The sequence below is a fragment of the Pararhizobium antarcticum genome, assembly GCF_001885585.1.
GTDB lineage: Bacteria > Pseudomonadota > Alphaproteobacteria > Rhizobiales > Rhizobiaceae > Pararhizobium > Pararhizobium antarcticum.
The window spans coordinates 33,435-50,243 of sequence record NZ_LSRP01000097.1; the positions used below are offsets into that span (position 1 = coordinate 33,435).

Annotated in this window: 17 protein-coding genes; 7 read left to right on the forward strand and 10 right to left on the reverse strand. The window is 61.1% G+C overall.

Annotated features, from left to right (window positions below):
* The first annotated feature begins 57 nt into the window (after positions 1 to 57).
* The 5 genes from efp (at position 58) to AX760_RS16780 (ending at position 5,551) form a co-directional block, all read left to right on the forward strand.
* Positions 58 to 621, forward strand: coding sequence for an elongation factor P (gene efp / locus AX760_RS16760; RefSeq protein ID WP_071834072.1), 564 nt, complete (start codon positions 58 to 60; stop codon positions 619 to 621).
* Positions 622 to 689: 68 nt separating this feature from the next.
* A complete protein-coding gene (locus AX760_RS16765; protein ID WP_071834073.1) occupies positions 690 to 1,490 on the forward strand; it encodes an inositol monophosphatase family protein in 801 nt (266 codons plus the stop codon).
* A 176-nt stretch (positions 1,491 to 1,666) separates the two neighbouring features.
* Positions 1,667 to 2,773 carry a MotA/TolQ/ExbB proton channel family protein gene (locus AX760_RS16770; protein ID WP_071834074.1) on the forward strand — a complete coding sequence of 369 codons (1,107 nt, stop codon included), beginning with the start codon at positions 1,667 to 1,669 and terminating at the stop codon, positions 2,771 to 2,773.
* Between the two features lie 3 nt (positions 2,774 to 2,776).
* The gene (locus AX760_RS16775; RefSeq protein WP_071834075.1) at positions 2,777 to 3,808 is read left to right on the forward strand and encodes a peptidoglycan -binding protein; all 1,032 of its coding nucleotides are present in this window, start codon (positions 2,777 to 2,779) and stop codon (positions 3,806 to 3,808) included.
* A 105-nt stretch (positions 3,809 to 3,913) separates the two neighbouring features.
* The gene (locus AX760_RS16780) at positions 3,914 to 5,551 is read left to right on the forward strand and encodes an FAD-binding dehydrogenase (protein ID WP_071834076.1); all 1,638 of its coding nucleotides are present in this window, start codon (positions 3,914 to 3,916) and stop codon (positions 5,549 to 5,551) included.
* A gap of 13 nt (positions 5,552 to 5,564) precedes the next feature.
* On the opposite strand, the gene AX760_RS16785 is transcribed toward AX760_RS16780, so the two are convergent.
* Both AX760_RS16785 and AX760_RS16790 read right to left on the reverse strand, forming a co-directional pair.
* Complete coding sequence (locus AX760_RS16785) at positions 5,565 to 6,557, reverse strand: Bug family tripartite tricarboxylate transporter substrate binding protein (RefSeq protein ID WP_071834077.1); 993 nt, start codon at positions 6,555 to 6,557, stop codon at positions 5,565 to 5,567.
* Positions 6,558 to 6,726: 169 nt separating this feature from the next.
* Positions 6,727 to 8,469 carry an ABC transporter transmembrane domain-containing protein gene (locus AX760_RS16790; RefSeq protein WP_245295042.1) on the reverse strand — a complete coding sequence of 581 codons (1,743 nt, stop codon included), beginning with the start codon at positions 8,467 to 8,469 and terminating at the stop codon, positions 6,727 to 6,729.
* Between the two features lie 279 nt (positions 8,470 to 8,748).
* Between AX760_RS16790 and rpmE the strand changes: the two genes are divergently transcribed.
* The gene (rpmE, locus tag AX760_RS16795; protein WP_071834079.1) at positions 8,749 to 8,970 is read left to right on the forward strand and encodes a 50S ribosomal protein L31; all 222 of its coding nucleotides are present in this window, start codon (positions 8,749 to 8,751) and stop codon (positions 8,968 to 8,970) included.
* A gap of 200 nt (positions 8,971 to 9,170) precedes the next feature.
* On the opposite strand, the gene rcdA is transcribed toward rpmE, so the two are convergent.
* The 3 genes from rcdA to AX760_RS16810 all read right to left on the reverse strand — a co-directional run bounded on the left by rcdA (position 9,171) and on the right by AX760_RS16810 (position 11,507).
* Positions 9,171 to 9,689, reverse strand: a complete 519-nt coding sequence (rcdA, locus tag AX760_RS16800) for a protease adaptor protein RcdA (protein ID WP_071834080.1) — start codon at positions 9,687 to 9,689, stop codon at positions 9,171 to 9,173.
* Positions 9,690 to 10,038: 349 nt separating this feature from the next.
* Positions 10,039 to 10,227, reverse strand: coding sequence for a DUF1192 domain-containing protein (locus tag AX760_RS16805; protein WP_071834081.1), 189 nt, complete (start codon positions 10,225 to 10,227; stop codon positions 10,039 to 10,041).
* Positions 10,224 to 11,507: an MFS transporter gene (locus AX760_RS16810; RefSeq protein WP_071834082.1), complete on the reverse strand. Its 1,284-nt coding sequence runs from the start codon at positions 11,505 to 11,507 to the stop codon at positions 10,224 to 10,226. Before AX760_RS16810 ends, AX760_RS16805 begins: the two co-directional genes overlap by 4 nt.
* Before the next feature lie 190 nt (positions 11,508 to 11,697).
* Here AX760_RS16810 and AX760_RS26515 point away from each other — a divergent pair, with 190 nt between their 5' ends.
* Positions 11,698 to 11,853: a hypothetical protein gene (locus AX760_RS26515; protein WP_087149282.1), complete on the forward strand. Its 156-nt coding sequence runs from the start codon at positions 11,698 to 11,700 to the stop codon at positions 11,851 to 11,853.
* 2 nt (positions 11,854 to 11,855) lie between these two features.
* Here AX760_RS26515 and AX760_RS16815 read toward each other — a convergent pair whose 3' ends face one another.
* The 5 genes from AX760_RS16815 to AX760_RS28215 all read right to left on the reverse strand — a co-directional run.
* Entirely contained in the window at positions 11,856 to 12,803 is a 948-nt protein-coding gene (locus AX760_RS16815) for a PhzF family phenazine biosynthesis protein (protein WP_071834083.1), read from the reverse strand.
* A 141-nt stretch (positions 12,804 to 12,944) separates the two neighbouring features.
* On the reverse strand, positions 12,945 to 13,970 hold the full coding sequence (locus tag AX760_RS16820; protein WP_071834084.1) for a class I fructose-bisphosphate aldolase: 1,026 nt from the start codon (positions 13,968 to 13,970) through the stop codon (positions 12,945 to 12,947).
* Positions 13,971 to 14,210: 240 nt separating this feature from the next.
* A complete protein-coding gene (locus AX760_RS16825) occupies positions 14,211 to 15,410 on the reverse strand; it encodes a phosphoglycerate kinase (protein ID WP_071834085.1) in 1,200 nt (399 codons plus the stop codon).
* A 172-nt stretch (positions 15,411 to 15,582) separates the two neighbouring features.
* On the reverse strand, positions 15,583 to 16,593 hold the full coding sequence (gap, locus tag AX760_RS16830) for a type I glyceraldehyde-3-phosphate dehydrogenase (RefSeq protein WP_071834086.1): 1,011 nt from the start codon (positions 16,591 to 16,593) through the stop codon (positions 15,583 to 15,585).
* A 74-nt stretch (positions 16,594 to 16,667) separates the two neighbouring features.
* Positions 16,668 to 16,809 (reverse strand): transketolase-like TK C-terminal-containing protein (locus AX760_RS28215; RefSeq protein WP_175552080.1); only part of this gene is annotated, 142 nt, incomplete at its 5' end.

Below are 16,809 nucleotides of genomic sequence, written 5' to 3' on the forward strand. Positions count from 1 at the left end.
CCGTTTCTGCGGTGTCCGACGTCTTGAGGGATTGCTTCCCGGGAAAATCAACAGGCCATGAAGATAAACGGCAATGAAATACGCCCTGGCAGCGTCATCGAACACAATGGCGGTCTCTGGGCTGCCGTGAAGTCGACGACGGTCAAACCTGGCAAGGGCGGCGCCTTCAACCAGGTCGAGTTGAAGAACCTGATCGACGGCACCAAGCTCAACGAGCGCTTCCGGTCGTCGGAAACAGTCGAGCTTGTCAGCCTCGAGCTGAAGGATTTCCAGTTCCTGTTCGAGCAGGGCGATGCGCTTGTGTTCATGAACATCGAGAGCTACGAGCAGCTGGAACTGCAGAAGGATTTTGTCGGCGATCGCGCCACCTTCCTGCAGGATGGCATGATGGTGACGGTCAAGCTCTATGATGAACGGCCGATCGGCATTTCGCTGCCGGATCAGGTCGTCTTGACGATTGCGGAGGCCGATCCCGTCGTCAAGGGCCAGACGGCAACCTCGTCCTACAAGCCGGCCATCCTGGAAAACGGCGTTCGCGTCATGGTTCCACCCTTCATTGCTGCTGGCGAGCGTATTCTCGTCGATACCAACGAAATCACCTATCTGCGCCGCGCGGACTGATCTGCAGCGGCAATTCAATTGATCCGGCCGGTTGCCCGGCCGTCGGTTCATAGTCCAAGGAAGCCAAGATGGCACGTTCTGCTCTTCTCAATGTCATGGTCCAGGCCGCCTTCAAGGCCGGCAAGTCTCTCTCGCGCGATTTCGGCGAAGTGCAGAATCTGCAGGTCTCGCTGAAGGGCCCCGGCGATTATGTTTCCCAGGCCGACCACAAGGCCGAAAAGCTGCTCCGCGAGGAGCTCCTAAAGGCCCGCCCGACCTATGGCTTCCTCGGCGAGGAGAGCAAGGAGATCATCGGCACGGATGGCGCCCATCGCTGGATCGTCGATCCGCTCGACGGCACCACGAACTTCCTGCATGGCATTCCGCATTTCGCGATCTCGATTGCCCTTGAACGCCAGGGCGAGATCGTCTGTTCTGTCATTCTCAATCCGGCAACGGACGAACTCTACACCGCCGAGCGGGGCGGCGGCGCCTTTCTCAACGATCGTCGCCTGCGCGTTGCCGCCCGCAAGAGCCTGTCGGATGCCGTTGTCGTTACCGGCACGCCGCATCTCGGCCATGGCAATCACGGCACCTATCTCGTCGAACTGCGTCATGTGATGGGCGAAGTCGCCGGCGTCCGCCGCTTTGGCGCAGCCTCGCTTGACCTCGGCTATGTTGCTGCGGGTCGTGTCGACGGCTACTGGGAGCGTGGCCTGTCCGCTTGGGACATCGCGGCCGGCATGCTGCTGATTCGCGAAGCCGGCGGTTGGGTCACCGATCTCGACGGTGGCAACAAGTCGATGGAAGACGGAACCATCGTCGCCGGCAACGAATATATCCGCAAGGCCCTGCAGGACGTCGTGCGCCGTCCAATCCCTGGCAAGTAACGGAAACGATGCGCAAAAATCCGGCATCGGGCGAGCTTGCCCGAATGTCGGGACTGCGTTGTTTTCCCTTCAATTCGGCACAAAGTTAATCTAGTCTCCCGCCAAGTGCGCAAGGGTCATCGGCTCGGGCGCTCTCATCATGTGCATTCGTGCCGTAATCGGGAGAGCAACGTCCTATGGCGAAACTGAAACTGTCGGGATGGGATGCCGCCGGAGAGACCGGCGAAGGCTACAATCCCAACAAGCTCTCCAGCCCGATGAGCTTCTTCTGGACAATGATCATCTTTCTGATCATCGTTGGCTTTGTCGGCGCCATCCTCTTTCGCCAGGCCCAGACAGCCTTTCTTGCCAATCCCGGACTGAACGGCCTGATTGCCGGTGTGCTCCTGATCGGTGCCCTGCTGGTGTTCAGCCATGTGCTCAGCCTGCGGCCGGAAGTCCGCTGGTTCAATTCGTTCCGGGCGGCTGGAAGCGCCGACAAGGTTGGCCGAGACCCGGTGCTGCTGGCGCCGATGCGGGCTCTGATCGGCCAGCGTCATTCGATGACGATCTCCACCACGGCGCTGCGCTCGATCCTCGATTCGATCGCCACGCGCCTCGACGAATCCCGCGACACATCGCGTTATCTCATCGGCCTGCTCGTCTTTCTCGGCCTGCTCGGCACCTTCTGGGGCCTGCTCGGCACGATCGGCTCGATCAATACCGTCATCCAGTCTCTCGATGCCGGATCGGGCGGAACGGAAGATGTCCTCTCGGCGCTGAAGAGCGGCCTATCCGCACCTTTGAGCGGCATGGGTACTGCGTTTTCGACGTCGCTGTTCGGTCTGTCCGGATCGCTGATCCTTGGTTTTCTCGATCTTCAGGCCGGCCGGGCGCAGAACCGCTTCTATACCGAGCTGGAAAACTGGCTCTCTTCCGTAACCGATGTCAGTTCCGATCTCGGGTCCTCGTCCGATACGCAGGGTGTCGCGCCGCCGATGGGCGAACTGCGCGAATTCACCGAACAGTTGTCCCGGCTCAACCAGGATGGCGGCATGAACCAGCGCACGACTGCGGCCATGGCGAGCTTGGCCGAAGGCATTCAGGGCCTCGTCAAGAACATGCGCGGCGAACAACAGATGCTGCGTGACTGGATCGAGGCGCAGCAGGAAGAGGCGCGCTCGATGCGCAAGACGCTGGACAAGCTCGCCGCCCGGATCGGCCATGCCGACAAGATCGCCGTGCATGCCGAAAAGCCTCAGCAAACCAAGCACACGCGCGCCGACGAAGTCGGAGGGGAATAGCCGATGGCGCTGGCGCGGAGGGGTCGCACCCAGAGAACCATCGACTACTGGCCGGGCTTCGTCGATGCTCTGTCGACGCTGCTTCTTTCCATCATGTTCCTGCTCACCGTGTTCGTGCTGGGGCAATTCCTGCTCAGCCGCGAAATCAGTGGCAAGGATGATGTGCTCAACCGGCTGAACAGCCAGATCAACGAACTGACGCAGTTGCTGGCTTTGGAAAAGGGCAGCAATCAGGACCTCGAGGATTCGCTCGCCAATCTCCAGGCGTCGCTGTCGACGTCGGAAGGCGAACGTTCGCGGTTGCAGTCGCTGCTCGACCAGGGCAGCGGCAGTTCGGAAGTCGCGACCAAGCGGATCGGCGACCTGACCGGGCAGCTCGAATCGGCCAACGAAGCCAGCACCAGGGCAATGAGCCAGATCGATCTCCTGAACCAGCAGATCGCCGCCCTGCGCAGCCAGATCGCCGCCATCGAAGGCGCGCTGCAGGCGTCCGAAGCCAAGGACGAATCGTCCCAGACCAAGATTGCCGATCTCGGCCGGCGCTTGAATGTCGCGCTGGCGCAGCGTGTGCAGGAACTGAACCGGTACCGCTCGGATTTCTTCGGACGGCTGAGGGAGATCCTGTCAGATCGGGAAAACATCCGTATCGTCGGGGACCGTTTCGTTTTTCAGTCGGAGGTTCTGTTTCCCTCCGGCGGCAATGATCTCAATCCGGCGGGCCAGGAGGAAATGGGCAAGCTAGCGTCAGCGCTTCTCGATCTTGCCAAGGAAATTCCGGCGGAAATCAACTGGGTTCTGCGTGTCGATGGCCATACAGACAATGTGCCGCTGTCCGGTACCGGTCGATACGTGGACAATTGGGAGCTTTCCTCGGCGCGTGCGACCTCCGTCGTCAAATTCCTGATTTCCCGCGGCGTTCCGGCCGCTCGCCTGGTGGCTGCCGGCTTTGGTGAATTCCAGCCGATTGCCGAGGGGGACAGCAAGGAAGCCCGCGACCAGAACCGCCGGATCGAGTTGAAGCTCACGGAGCGATAGCGGCTTTGCGGAGCGGCATCCTTTGGGACGCTCGGGTCAGTGGTGTTGCGCTTACGTTTACGTGCCCGTAAACTTGAGGCAGAGAGACGGCGGAGGAGCCCCCGGATGAATTGCGATGTGCTTGTTGTTGGCGCTGGGCTGGCCGGTCTGGTTGCCGCCACGGAAGCCGCCGATCGGGGCCGCAAGGTCATCATTCTCGACCAGGAGGGTGAACAGAACCTTGGCGGGCAGGCCTTCTGGTCGCTGGGCGGCCTGTTCTTTGTCGATAGCCCGGAACAGCGGCGGATGCGCATCCGTGACAGCCATGACCTTGCCTTTCAGGACTGGATGGGCTCTGCAGGCTTCGACCGGCCGGAAGACCACTGGCCGCGCCTCTGGGCCGAGGCCTATCTGAATTTTGCTGCCGGTGAAAAACGCTCCTGGCTGCATGCGCAGGGCATGCGCTGGTTTCCGGTCGTCGGCTGGGCCGAGCGTGGCGGTGGCATGGCCCATGGCCATGGCAATTCGGTGCCGCGCTTCCATGTGACCTGGGGAACCGGGCCGGCGGTGCTCGAACCGTTCATCCGCCGGGCGCGCGAGGCGGAAAGCCGAGGCTTGATCCGCTTCCGTTTCCGCCATCAGGTCGACGAACTCATCACCATCAATGGACGGGTTGTTGGTGCCCGTGGGTCGGAGTTGCGGCCGGACGACTGTCTGCGCGGACAAAGGAGCAATCGCGAGATCGTCGGTGACTTCGAAATTGCCGCCGGCGCGGTCATCGTTACAGCCGGCGGGATCGGTGCCAATCATGACCTGGTGCGGCGCAACTGGCCGGTGGACCGGTTGGGGTCAGCGCCGCAGTCCATGGTGAGCGGCGTCCCGCACCATGTCGATGGCCGCATGCTCGAGATTGCCGGACGTGCCCGCGGTTCGATCATCAATGCCGACCGGATGTGGCACTATACCGAAGGCATCCGAAATTTCGATCCAATCTGGCCGAACCACGGCATCCGCATCCTGCCCGGCCCGTCTTCCTTCTGGTGCGATGCGGATGGCAACCGCTTTGCAGCGCCTGCCATGCCCGGCTTCGATACGCTCGGCACGTTGAAGGCGATCCGACAGGGGGGCAATGAGTACAGCTGGTTCATCCTGACCAAGGCGATCATCAGACGAGAATTCGCGCTTTCGGGCTCGGAGCAGAACCCTGATATCACCGGCAAGGACATCCGGCTTCTGTTGAAACGGCTGGGCAAGAACCCGCCGGCACCCGTGCAGGCCTTCATGGACAGAGGCGAGGATTTCGTCGTTCGCAATCGTCTCGAAGACCTTGTGCAGGGGATGAATGCTGTGACCGGCGAGGACAGGCTTTCAGTTCGGCATCTGCGCCAGCAACTCGAGGCGCGCGACAGGGAGGTTGCGAACGAATTCTCCAAGGATGCGCAGGTGACCGCCATTCGTGGCGCACGGCGTTATCTCGGCGACAGGCTGATGCGCACGGCAAAGCCGCACCGGATTCTCGATCCGAAGGCCGGCCCGCTGATCGCCGTGCGGCTGCATATCCTGACGCGCAAGACGCTCGGGGGGCTGCAGACGGATCTGTCCGGGCGTGTGTTGGAGTTGTCCGGCGAGCCGGTTCCAGGGCTCTTCGCGGCCGGGGAAATTGCAGGTTTCGGTGGCGGCGGCATGCACGGCTATAACGCGCTGGAAGGCACGTTTCTGGGGGGCTGTCTCTTCTCCGGCCGCATTGCCGGCCGGAGCGTTTAAAGGGCAGTTCCCGTCAGTCCATCGAGACGTTGGCGTCCTTGACGACCGGCGTCCATTTGGCAAGCTCCGCCTTCACATGCGTCGCCAGTTCTTCGGGCGTGGACCCAACGATGGTGGCGCTGAATTCCTTCATCCGCTCCATGACGGTCGGATCCTTCATGGCCGTGTTGGCGGCGGTATTGAGGCGCGCGACGATTTCCGGTGGTGTGCCGGCCGGCGCAAACAGCGCATTCCAGGTGTAGGTTTCATAACCGGGAACGCCGGATTCCGCCATGGTCGGCACATCCGGGAAAGACGGAGCCCGTTCGGCCGTGGTGATAGCCAGGGCGCGCAGCGTACCCGCCTTGATATGGCCAGAGGACGAGGGCAGGTTGTCGAACATGATCGGCACCTGATTGCCAATAACATCGTTCAGTGCCGGCCCTGAGCCCTTGTAGGGCACATGCTGCAGGCTGACGCCGGCCATGCTCTTGAACAATTCGCCCGAAAGATGCAGCGGCGTGCCGTTTCCCGACGATGCGTAGCTGTATTGCTCAGGGTTCGCCTTTAGCAAGGCGACCAGTTCCTGCACCGTCTTCACCGGCAGTTCGGGATTGACGACCAGCACGTTCGGCACCAGCACCAGAAGCGAGATCGGCGCGAAATCCTTTTCGGCGTCATAGGGCTTGGTCTTGAGGATGAGCGGGTTCAGCGCATGGGTGGCAACGGTCGCCATCAGGATGGTGTAGCCGTCCGGCTCGGCGCGCGCCACGTTGGCGGCTCCAAGGCTACCGCCGGCGCCGCCGACATTCTGGACCACCACCTGCTGGCCCAGTTCGTCCGACATCTTCTGTGCGATGATGCGCCCGACCACATCCGTCGAGCCGCCTGCCGCGAAGGGAATAACCAGCGTCACCGGTCGCTCCGGAAAACTCTGTGCCGCAGCCGGCATGCCGAATGCCACAACTGCCAGAAGCGAAGCGCCCAGTGCCAGTCCGGCACGGCGGGTTGTCTTGAAAACGGCCATTCCAATCTCCTCCCAGAAATCAACAGGCAAAAAGGTCCGGCATCGATCCGGATCCAGGAAACCATATTGATCATTGTTTGGCAAAGACAAGGGCAGCGCCAGCGGCAAGTCTGGGTCTATCGACTAAGGTCGTAGGAGCCGCTGGACGCAATCGTTTCTGGAAGAGGGCTCAGCCGCCCGCCGCGAGCAGCAGGCCCTCTGCCCCCTGATCGAACTGCAGGCGTGCGAGCTTGGCGTAGAGACCGCCCTGACGCACGAGCGCGGCATGGGTGCCTTCCTCGACGATGCGACCATGTTCCATGACGAGGATGCGGTCGGCCTTGAGCACGGTTGCCAGTCGGTGGGCGATGACCAGCGTGGTGCGGTTCTGCATCAGGCCATCGAGCGCTTTCTGCACCAGCGTTTCGCTTTCTGCGTCGAGTGCCGAGGTGGCCTCGTCGAGCAGCAGGATCGGGGCGTCCTTGAGGATTGCGCGGGCAATGGCGATGCGTTGGCGTTGCCCGCCCGAAAGCGTGATGCCGCGCTCGCCGACCTGCGTGTCATACCCGTTGTCGAGGCGGGCAATGAACTCATCCGCCTGGGCAGCGATCGCTGCTGCCTGCACGGCCGTGCGGCTGGCATCCGGCGAGCCGAAGGCAATGTTCTCGTGGATCGAGGCGGCAAAGATGGTCACATCCTGCGGGACGATGGCGATGCGTTCGCGCAGCGCCTTGGGGTCGGCCTCCCGCGCATCGACGCCATCGACGGTGATCGTGCCGCTGACCGGGTCGTAGAACCGCAGGAGCAACGCAAAAACGGTGCTTTTGCCGGCACCCGAGGGGCCGACGATGGCGACGGTTTCGCCGGGTCTGATGGCGAAGGAGAGGCCCCGCACGCTCTTGTAGTTCGGCCGCGATGGATAGGCGAAATGCACGTCTTCGAAACGGACCGCGCCGGTGGCCGGTTGTGGCAGGGAAACCGGATGTTCGGGTGCAACGATCTCCGGCTGTTCGGCCAGAAGTTCGTTCAACCGTTCAGCCGCGCCGGCGGCCTGCGAGAGTTCGCCCCAGACTTCCGACAATGCGCCAAGCGCACCCGCGGCAAAAACGGAATAGAGCAGGAACTGGCCCAGCGTGCCCGGCGACAAAGTGCCTGCGAGGACACCCTGTGCGCCAAACCAGAGCACGGCAACGACGCTGCCGAAGACCATGGTGATGGCAAAGGCTGTGAGGACCGATCGCGCCTTGATGGCGGAGCGGGCGGCTGCATAGGCGCTTTCGACGGCGGCGCCGTAGCGGGCCTGTGCGGCGGCCTCGCCATTGAAGGCCTGAACGGTGCGGGCGGCCGAAATAGCCTCTCCGGCATAGGCTGACGCGGTCGCCAGCGTGTCCTGCGCCTCGCGCGAGCGGCGGCGCACGGAGCGTCCGAAGCCGACAAGTGGGAAGACGATGACCGGAATTGCCCCAATGACCAGGCTCGACAGTTTCGGGCTGGTGTAGACCATCATGCCGATGGCGCCGAAACACAGGATAATGTTGCGGAGCGCAACCGAGGCGGTGGCGCCGACGGCGGACTTGATCTGCGTCGTATCGGCTGTCAGCCGCGAGACGATCTCGCCGGACTGGTTGACGTCGAAGAAAGAGGGCGACAGGCGGGTGACGTGATCGAAGACTTCGCGCCGCAGGTCCGAGACGATGCGTTCGCCCAGCGTGATGACGAAATAATAGCGGGCAGCGCTGGCCAGCGCAAGGATGATGGCCAGCGCCATCAGCATCGTGAAATAGGTGTTGATGAAGCCGGAATCCGATTTGGAGAAACCGTGGTCGATCATTCGGCGCACAGCCATGGGCAGTGTGAGCGTTGTTCCGGCAGCAACCGTCAGCGAAATAACGGCACCGATGACGAGATGGCGATAGCGTGTGATGTAAGGCATGAGCTTGGCCAGTGGCCGGACGGATTTGCGCTCAGCCGGCGAAGCGACCCTGTTCGACACGTAACCCCCAATCGCGCGGGAAAGCCGGCTTTTCTAGCACAACTGACCCTTCGCGGTACTTGTTATCCTGATAGTCCTCCTGTATAGGCACGGCATCAAATTGGGAAGCCGTAGCCATTCAGGCGGTCTGCGGCATCATTTACGTGTTTGGTCTGGATGCCGCAATGGCCCGCAAGGGGAGTTGCGACAATTGGACCCTGGACCTGCAGGAAGATTGTTATGAAGGCTGATATCCATCCCGCGTACCACATGATCAAGGTTGTCATGACCGATGGCACCGAATACGAAACCCGCTCGACCTGGGGTTCGGAAGGTCAGACCATGAACCTTGAAATCGACCCGACGTCGCACCCGGCCTGGACCGGCGGCAACCAGCATATGCTGGACCGCGGTGGTCGCGTTTCGAAGTTCAAGAAGCGCTTCGAAGGCCTCGGCCTCTAAGTTTTCTCGGCTTGCATCGAGTTTGAAAGCCCGGCTTGTCCGGGCTTTTTTGCGTTTGTTTTCGTGGAATACATCTGTTGGGCATGATCTTGGAGGAGAAGCGCCGGCTTTCTTTTATGTCTCTCCGGAACAGCTAAAACGCGGGCAACAAAAAACCCGGCTTTCGGCCGGGTTCCTCATTTCGGAATTTGTAACTGTGATCAGTTCGCGCCGAATGCCGTCTGCAGAAGGCTGAGCTGTGCCTTGACACCATTCTGGTTGTCCGGAACGAAAGCCGAAAGGTCCTGCGGGCGATAGATCTCGCGGTCGAGGATGGCCACGCGGTTCTGCAGGCGAAGCGAGCGGTCGATCAGATCGCGGAAGCCTTCCGGCAGGTCGTTCCAGCCGGGCGCTGTGCGGTCGACATTGAAGCTGTCGAGGCGAACCTTGTTTTTCTCGGAGAGAACCTGGTCGCGGCTCATCTCGCCATTGTTGACGGCACGCTGCAGCAGAAGCCACGACGCCATCTGCATCAGGCGCGTGGTGAGGCGCATCGATTCAGCTGCATAAAGCACTGACGCCATGCGCGGCATGACCTTGGACGCAGCGCGGCCCGGACCGTCCAGATAGCTTGCGGTTTCTTCAACCAGGCCCATGCCTTCGGAATAGAGCGCCTTGAACTGCGCAGAAGACGCAGCGTGCCCCGCGAAGCTCACAGTATTCAATCCCCGTTCGGACATGTGTCAATTCCCTGGTTAAACGCATCAGTTCTAAGTCAGGTAACGGCCGGGTTAACAAAAAGTTTCGCTGGCCTGTCGCCTGTAGTCCAAGAATGATGCCATAGCGCATTTCACGCAAGCCTATTCTTAAGAAAGGGTTAATCTCCACAAGTGTTTGGCTGCTCTGGAAAAAAACATAAAAAAAAGAGCCGCAAGGCGGCTCTCAAGGTAAAACAGGGAGAAAAATCAGACCATTCGCCAGTCGGGAATTGTCTGAGACCAGAGCGATCTGGATGACATAGTAATATCCTATCAGGCTTAACAGCCGGTTAAGACTGTCCCGATTCACGGGGAAGTGAAGACCAAAGACTTACCGGAAAATGCTTTCTGCCGCAGATCGGCTGGCCAGCTTGCTCTGGCGTTCCGATTCGAGCCGGGTGATTTCTGCTTTCATCAGGTCGATTCGCGTCGATAGATCTTCGGCGGACAGCAGCGACAGGTCGCAGCCGATCTCGTGAGCCACAGCTTTCTTCGGACGGTCGTCTTCGAACAAGGTCATGCCACGGCCTTTCCGTCCTTGTCCGGCTCCTGCTCGCCTTCTTCATCGAAGGGTGCAGCCCGCGGCGAAAGCTGCAGGCTTTCCGGGGTTGCCATGGTACCGGGATTGACGACCGAGTAGGCGTCGCGTTCGCTGGCCGGCACGGCGGCACGCATGCGGCTGCGGAAGATCGCATAGATGGTGATCAGCACATGGGCGCAGGCGGTGATCATGAACAGGCCATAGGGGCCGGTTGCCGTCATGATCGGGCCGCCGATCGTCGGGCCGATGATCGTACCGATCCCGTAGAGCAGAAGCAGGCCGCCGGAAATCTTGACGAAGTCCTCGGGCGTTGCGAAGTCATTGGCGTGCGATACGGCGATCGGGTAGAGCGCGTTTGCCGTTGCGCCGTAGATGCCGACGAGCACCATCAGCATGAGCACGCTGCTGGGTTCGACAAGGAAGATGGAAAGCCCCGCCACCGCAGCGATGCAGGACAGCGCTGCCAGCACGTAACGTCGGTCGATGCGGTCCGAAAGACGGCCGGCCGGAAACTGCATCACGGCACCGGCAAAGATCGTCGTACTCATCATCAGCGCCACGTTGCTGTCGGTCAGGCCCGCCTGCCGGCCGAAAACGGCGCCCAGCGTTCCATAGGCACCGTTGGAAATGCCGATCAGAAGAATGCCCAGGAAGGAGATCGGCGAGTTTCGGTAGAGCCCGCGCAGATCCATGCTCACCTGCTTCAGCGGCTGCGGGGAGGCAGCTGTGGATAACAACGTCGGCAGCATGGCCAGGCAATAGACGATGCCGCAGATCATGAAGAACAGGGCCGTCGAGGTATCGCCGAACGGGATCAGCAACTGTCCGCCAACCACGCCCATCAGCGTGATGGCGATATAGAGCGAGAAGATGGCCCCGCGGCTTTCATTCGTGGCACGTTCGTTGAGCCAGCTCTCGATGATCATCGAGGTGCCGGCCGTGGAAAAGCCGGTCACGGCACGCAGCACCACCCACCAGACGGGATCCACCAGAAGGCCGGTGAGCAGAGCGATGATCGCCAGAAGTGCCGTGAAGCCGGAAAAGGCCCGGACATGGCCAATGCGTTGGACCACCTTTGGCGCAAGCACGCAGCCGAGCACGAAGCCGGATGCCCAGGATGTTCCGAGCAGGCCGAGCAAGGTCGTCGAGTAACCTTCCGTCGTGCCGCGTACGGGCAGCAACAGGCTGTGCAGACCGTTTCCGAGAAACAGGAAGAGGGTGCCGAGCAAAAGTGCTGCGACAGGCAGAAGGTTTTTCATGGGATATTCGCTCGTTTCAAACCGTGTCCGAAAATTACGGCCATGGGCCGGCAATTGCCAGCCGCAAAATTTAAATTCGACGGTGATTGCAAAACCTTGGCCGTCAGCCTAGCCCTGTTGACGCGCAAAAGTGACGTCGGTGTGACGGGCGAAGGCCTTGGCTAACTGTTTTGCAGGAACGGGAAAAACGATGTCGAAGGCCATAACGATCATTCTTCTGCTGGCGATGGTCATCCAGGTACTGAAGCCGCTCGGCTTTCCCGGGCTGAAACAGCGCCGCGATTTCTGGAAGATCGCGGTTTTCGCCATCGCGATCATGATGCTGACGGTGCTGATCCGGCCCTAAATTTAGGATGCTGCAAACGACAAGGCGATGACGCCCTGCATGACTGCCACGCAGTCGCCGGAGATGCGGACCGTCTCGATCTGCCCGGCCGCCTTGACGACCCTGACAGAGATCAGGCTGCGGCGCCCCATTTCCACGCCCTGTTCAACGACAATGTCATAGGTCCCATCGCTTTCTGGCTCCAGTGAAACCAGATATGCGGCCAGAGCGCCGGATGCGCTCCCGGTTGCCGGATCCTCGATGACATTGTCGAGCGGCGCAAACATCCGGGCGCGGAACTGCCAGGGCTTTTGCGGATTGCTGACGTAGAGGAACAGTGCGAATTGCTCTTCCGCAGGCGTGTATGTCTGATCCGCGGCAGCAAAGGCTGTTTTGTTCGGGCAGGCCCGGGCGAGGATATCGAGATTTTTTACCTGCGCGATCGCAAAGGGCAGGCCGACGGATACGATCATCGGGTGATGGGTTTCGACGGTGATGTCGCCCGTTTCGAGGTCAGCGCAGGCGGCGATGGTCTCTGCGGCGACCTCCGACCCGACTGTCAGCCCTTGCGGCGCGCTTATGCCGGCGCCGGTCACGCGGCCGTCCGCGTTCCGGACAAGTTCGGCCTCGACGAGACCAGCCGTCTCTTCGAAGCGTAGCTTATGTGCCACGGTCTTGCCGAAAATGTCCGGCCGGTTGCCAAGAACGAAGGCAGTTCCGACATTCGGGTGGCCGGCAAAAGGCACTTCCATGGTCGGCGTGAAGATCCGGACCCGGGCACTGTTCTCAGGGTTCTCCGGTGGCAGGACGAACGTCACCTCCGAATAGCGAAACTCGGCTGCAATCTGTTGCATCTGCGCGTCCGTCAGGCCGCTTGCGTCCGGGATGACGGCGAGCTGGTTTCCGGAGAAGCGTTCGTGCGTGAAGACATCCACGGTGACATAAGTGACTGATGGGGCGATGTCTGGCATGAGCGCTGTTCCGGTTGTGCAGTGAATTGACGGATACGTGGAGCCAGGTGTTTGCGAAAGGGCCCTGTTGTCACCGCGACAATCAAAAGCCCGGCCGCTTGCGCGGACCGGGCTCTCTTCTCCTCCCCAGGATGCGAAAAATCAGGCGGCCTTTTCGAGGTCTTTTTTCCAGCCGCCAGTTGCAGCAAGGCTGCACATCTTGGCGCGATGCGTGAAGGCGCGCTGGCCGGCGGCCACGTTTTCCGGCTTGCCGCCCCAGGCGTTGAGTGCCTCGGTCTGCAGCGCGCGGCCGTAGGAATAGGTCATGCCCCAGGGCAGGTCGTAGCCGGCCTTCATGGCCGACAGATGCGCTGTTGCCTCTTCCGTCGACTGACCGCCGGACAGGAAGGCGATGCCGGGCACAGCCGATGGAACGGTGCGCTTCAAGACCCTGACCGTGCGCTCGGCGACTTCGGCGACACTGGCTTTCCGGGCCTTCTTGCCGTCGATGACCATGCTCGGCTTCAGGATGATGCCCTCGAGGCTGACATTGGCGTCGGCAAGTTCCTCGAAGACAATGCGCAGGGTCATTTCGGTGACGTCTTCGGAGCGCTGGATTGAATGATCGCCCGGCTTGCCGTCCATCAGCACTTCCGGCTCGACGATCGGCACGATGCCGGCTTGCTGGCAGAGGGCTGCATAGCGGGCCAGGGCATGGGCATTGGCCTTGACCGAGCCGAAGCTGGGCAGGACATCGGAAACGGCGATGACGCCGCGCCATTTGGCGAAACGTGCGCCGGCCTCGTAATAGGTTTTGAGGCGGCCTGCGAGGCCATCGAGGCCCTCGGTGACGGTTTCGCCGGGGAAAAGCGGCATGGGCTTTGCGCCGGCATCGACCTTGATGCCGGGAATGGCGCCGGCGGCGCGGATCACGTCGACGAATGGCGTGCCGTCTGCCGCCTTCTGGAACAGGGTTTCCTCAAAAAGAATGACACCGGAGATGCAGGTCTTCATGGCCTCGTCGGCCCGAAACAGCATCTCGCGGTAGTCGCGGCGCGATGTTTCGCTGGACGTCAGGGCGATCGTGTCGAAGCGCTTGCCGATCGTTGCGGTGGATTCGTCCGCAGCCAGAAGGCCCTTGCCTGCCGACATCATAGCCGCTGCGATATCTTCCAGTCTCTCGCTCATTTCGATCTCCTTTTATATTTTGGAGTCCGAAATAGCAGAAGGAAAGCCGGTCGAAAATATCAATTAAATTGTTTAAAACGATTAAAATTATTTTAATCGATTGAAATAACTCATTTAATTTGAGGGCTTTTGCTCTGCTGCCGGGCGAAAGCGGCCAATCGATTAAAACGAAAGAAGCGCATGGTGGTGGCCATGCGCTTGCGTTGAAAACCGCAATCCCTGCCCGTCAGGGGCAAGGGATCATTTGTTCTGATGCAGGATGTCGACACCCGGCAGGGGCTTGCCTTCCATCCATTCCAGGAATGCGCCACCGGCGGTCGAGACATAGGTGAGGTCATCGACGACGCCGGCATGGTTCATGGCAGAAACGGTGTCGCCACCGCCAGCCACCGAAACCAGCGCGCCGCTTCTGGTGCGGCCGGCAGCATGCCGGGCGACGGCGACCGTCGCCTTGTCGAACGGCGCGATCTCGAAGGCGCCCAGCGGGCCGTTCCAGACCAAAGTCGCTGCCTTGCTGACCCATTCGTTGACGGCCGCAATCGACTTCGGTCCGACATCAAGCACCATGGCATCGGCCGGGATCGCTTCGATGTCGACGACTTCGTTTTCGGCGCCGGCCTTGAACTCGCGGGCAACGACACCGTCGACCGGCAGCACGATGGCGCAGCCGGCGGCTGCAGCCTCGATCATGATCTGCTTGGCTGTATCGGCAAGGTCATGCTCGCAGAGCGACTTGCCGACATTGGTTCCCCGCGCCGCAAGGAAGGTATTGGCCATGCCGCCGCCAATGACCAGCGCGTCGACCTGTTTTACGAGGTTCATCAGCAGGTCGATCTTGGTCGAGACCTTGGCGCCGCCGACGATTGCGACGACCGGGCGAACCGGCTGCCCGAGGCCCTTTTCGAGCGCTTCGAGTTCTGCCTGCATGGTGCGTCCGGCATAGGCCGGCAGATGATGGGCCAGACCCTCGGTCGAGGCATGGGCGCGGTGGGCTGCGGAGAAGGCGTCGTTGACGTAGATATCGCCATTGGCAGCCAGCGCCTTGGTGAAATCCGCGTCGTTCTTTTCCTCGCCCTTGTGGAAGCGGGTGTTTTCCAAAAGCAGAATATCGCCGTCATTCATGCCGGCAATCGCGGTCGCCGCCTTTTCACCGATGCAGTCGCTTGCGAAATGCACGCGTTGGTCGAGAATGTCCTCGACAGCAGGCGCAATCAGCGACAGCGACATGTCGGCAACCGGCTCACCCTTCGGGCGGCCGAAATGGGCGAGCAGGATGACCTTGGCGCCCTTTTCCGAGAGCTCGCGTATGGTTGGCACCACGCGCTCGATGCGTGTGGCATCGGTTACCTTGCCGTCCTTGACGGGAACGTTGAGGTCAACGCGGACCAGAACCCGCTTTCCGGCTATGGCGGTCAGGTCATCGAGGGTTTTGAAGGTCATGAGTTCTCTCCGCTGATGTTCGTGGGATGCAACAGGGCTCGATCAGGATGTGAGAGCGTGCGGCAGTCCCGGATATTGCTCCCCTTGCGGGGGAGAGTGGCCCGACGGATCCGAGGGGGGGCTTTTCGCTCCCCCTCGGAAACCTCTCTTGAAGGAGAAAGGCTGTCTTGCTTTAAATCAGCTTTGCCATGGCAACGGCCGTGTCGGCCATGCGGTTGGAGAAGCCCCATTCATTGTCGTACCAGGACAGGACACGGACGAAGGTGCCTTCGAGAACCTTGGTCTGGTCGTTGGCGAAGATCGATGAATGGCTGTCATGGTTGAAGTCGCGGGACACCAGCGGCTCGTCCGTGTAGCCGAGGATGCCCTTCAGAGCGCCGTCGGACGCTGCCTTGATGGCAGCGTTGATTTCCTCGACCGTCGTTGCGCGCTTGGCGACGAAGTTGAAGTCGACAACCGAAACGTTCGGGGTCGGAACGCGGATCGACGTGCCGTCGAGCTTGCCCTTGAGGTGCGGCAGCACCAGGCCGACAGCCTTGGCGGCACCAGTCGAGGTCGGGATCATGGACAGGGCGGCAGCGCGGGCGCGGTACAGATCCTTGTGCATCGTGTCGAGCGTCGGCTGGTCGCCCGTGTAGGAGTGGATCGTGGTCATGAAGCCGTGATCGATCCCGACGACGTCGTCCAGTGTCTTGACAACAGGCACCAGGCAATTGGTTGTGCAGGAGGCGTTCGAGATGACCAGGTGGTCCTTGGTCAGTTCGTTGTGGTTGACGCCGAAGACGACCGTCAGGTCAGCGCCATCTGCAGGCGCCGAAACGATCACGCGCTTGGCGCCAGCCTGAAGATGCAGGGCAGCCTTGTCGCGCGAGGTGAAGATGCCGGTGCATTCGAGTGCGATGTCGACGCCCATGGCGCCGTGCGGCAGGCTTGCCGGGTCCTTGATCGCCGTGACCTTGATCGGCTTGCCGCCGTCAACGATGATGGTGTCGCCTTCGACCTGCACAGTGGCCGGGAACTTGCCGTGGATCGAATCGTAGCGCAGCAGGTGTGCATTGGTTTCGACCGGGCCGAGGTCGTTGATGGCCACGACTTCGATGTCGGTGCGGCCGGATTCGACGATGGCGCGCAGAACGTTGCGGCCGATGCGGCCGAAGCCGTTGATGGCAACTTTAACAGTCATTTCGGGTCTCTCCCTGTGAGAATAGCACGATGTGAAAGCGGGGCCTTCGTGAAACGAAGGCCCCGCGGATGGGATCAGGAAAGTTTGGCTTCAGCGGCAGCGACAATCGCCTCCACGGTGATGCCGAAGTGCTTGTAGAGGTCCTTGGCGGGACCGGATGCACCGAAGGAGTGCATGCCGACGAAGTCGCCGTCATTGCCGATGAAATAGTCCCAG

What these genes read in the sequence shown, in the direction of transcription:
- efp (WP_071834072.1), top strand. Translation starts at nt 58, where the DNA reads ATGAAGATAAACGGCAATGAAATACGCCCTGGCAGCGTCATCGAACAC.
- AX760_RS16765 (WP_071834073.1), top strand. Translation starts at nt 690, where the DNA reads ATGGCACGTTCTGCTCTTCTCAATGTCATGGTCCAGGCCGCCTTCAAG.
- AX760_RS16770 (WP_071834074.1), top strand. Translation starts at nt 1,667, where the DNA reads ATGGCGAAACTGAAACTGTCGGGATGGGATGCCGCCGGAGAGACCGGC.
- AX760_RS16775 (WP_071834075.1), top strand. Translation starts at nt 2,777, where the DNA reads ATGGCGCTGGCGCGGAGGGGTCGCACCCAGAGAACCATCGACTACTGG.
- AX760_RS16780 (WP_071834076.1), top strand. Translation starts at nt 3,914, where the DNA reads ATGAATTGCGATGTGCTTGTTGTTGGCGCTGGGCTGGCCGGTCTGGTT.
- AX760_RS16785 (WP_071834077.1), bottom strand. Translation starts at nt 6,557, where the DNA reads ATGGCCGTTTTCAAGACAACCCGCCGTGCCGGACTGGCACTGGGCGCT.
- AX760_RS16790 (WP_245295042.1), bottom strand. Translation starts at nt 8,469, where the DNA reads ATGCCTTACATCACACGCTATCGCCATCTCGTCATCGGTGCCGTTATT.
- rpmE (WP_071834079.1), top strand. Translation starts at nt 8,749, where the DNA reads ATGAAGGCTGATATCCATCCCGCGTACCACATGATCAAGGTTGTCATG.
- rcdA (WP_071834080.1), bottom strand. Translation starts at nt 9,689, where the DNA reads ATGTCCGAACGGGGATTGAATACTGTGAGCTTCGCGGGGCACGCTGCG.
- AX760_RS16805 (WP_071834081.1), bottom strand. Translation starts at nt 10,227, where the DNA reads ATGACCTTGTTCGAAGACGACCGTCCGAAGAAAGCTGTGGCTCACGAG.
- AX760_RS16810 (WP_071834082.1), bottom strand. Translation starts at nt 11,507, where the DNA reads ATGAAAAACCTTCTGCCTGTCGCAGCACTTTTGCTCGGCACCCTCTTC.
- AX760_RS26515 (WP_087149282.1), top strand. Translation starts at nt 11,698, where the DNA reads ATGTCGAAGGCCATAACGATCATTCTTCTGCTGGCGATGGTCATCCAG.
- AX760_RS16815 (WP_071834083.1), bottom strand. Translation starts at nt 12,803, where the DNA reads ATGCCAGACATCGCCCCATCAGTCACTTATGTCACCGTGGATGTCTTC.
- AX760_RS16820 (WP_071834084.1), bottom strand. Translation starts at nt 13,970, where the DNA reads ATGAGCGAGAGACTGGAAGATATCGCAGCGGCTATGATGTCGGCAGGC.
- AX760_RS16825 (WP_071834085.1), bottom strand. Translation starts at nt 15,410, where the DNA reads ATGACCTTCAAAACCCTCGATGACCTGACCGCCATAGCCGGAAAGCGG.
- gap (WP_071834086.1), bottom strand. Translation starts at nt 16,593, where the DNA reads ATGACTGTTAAAGTTGCCATCAACGGCTTCGGCCGCATCGGCCGCAAC.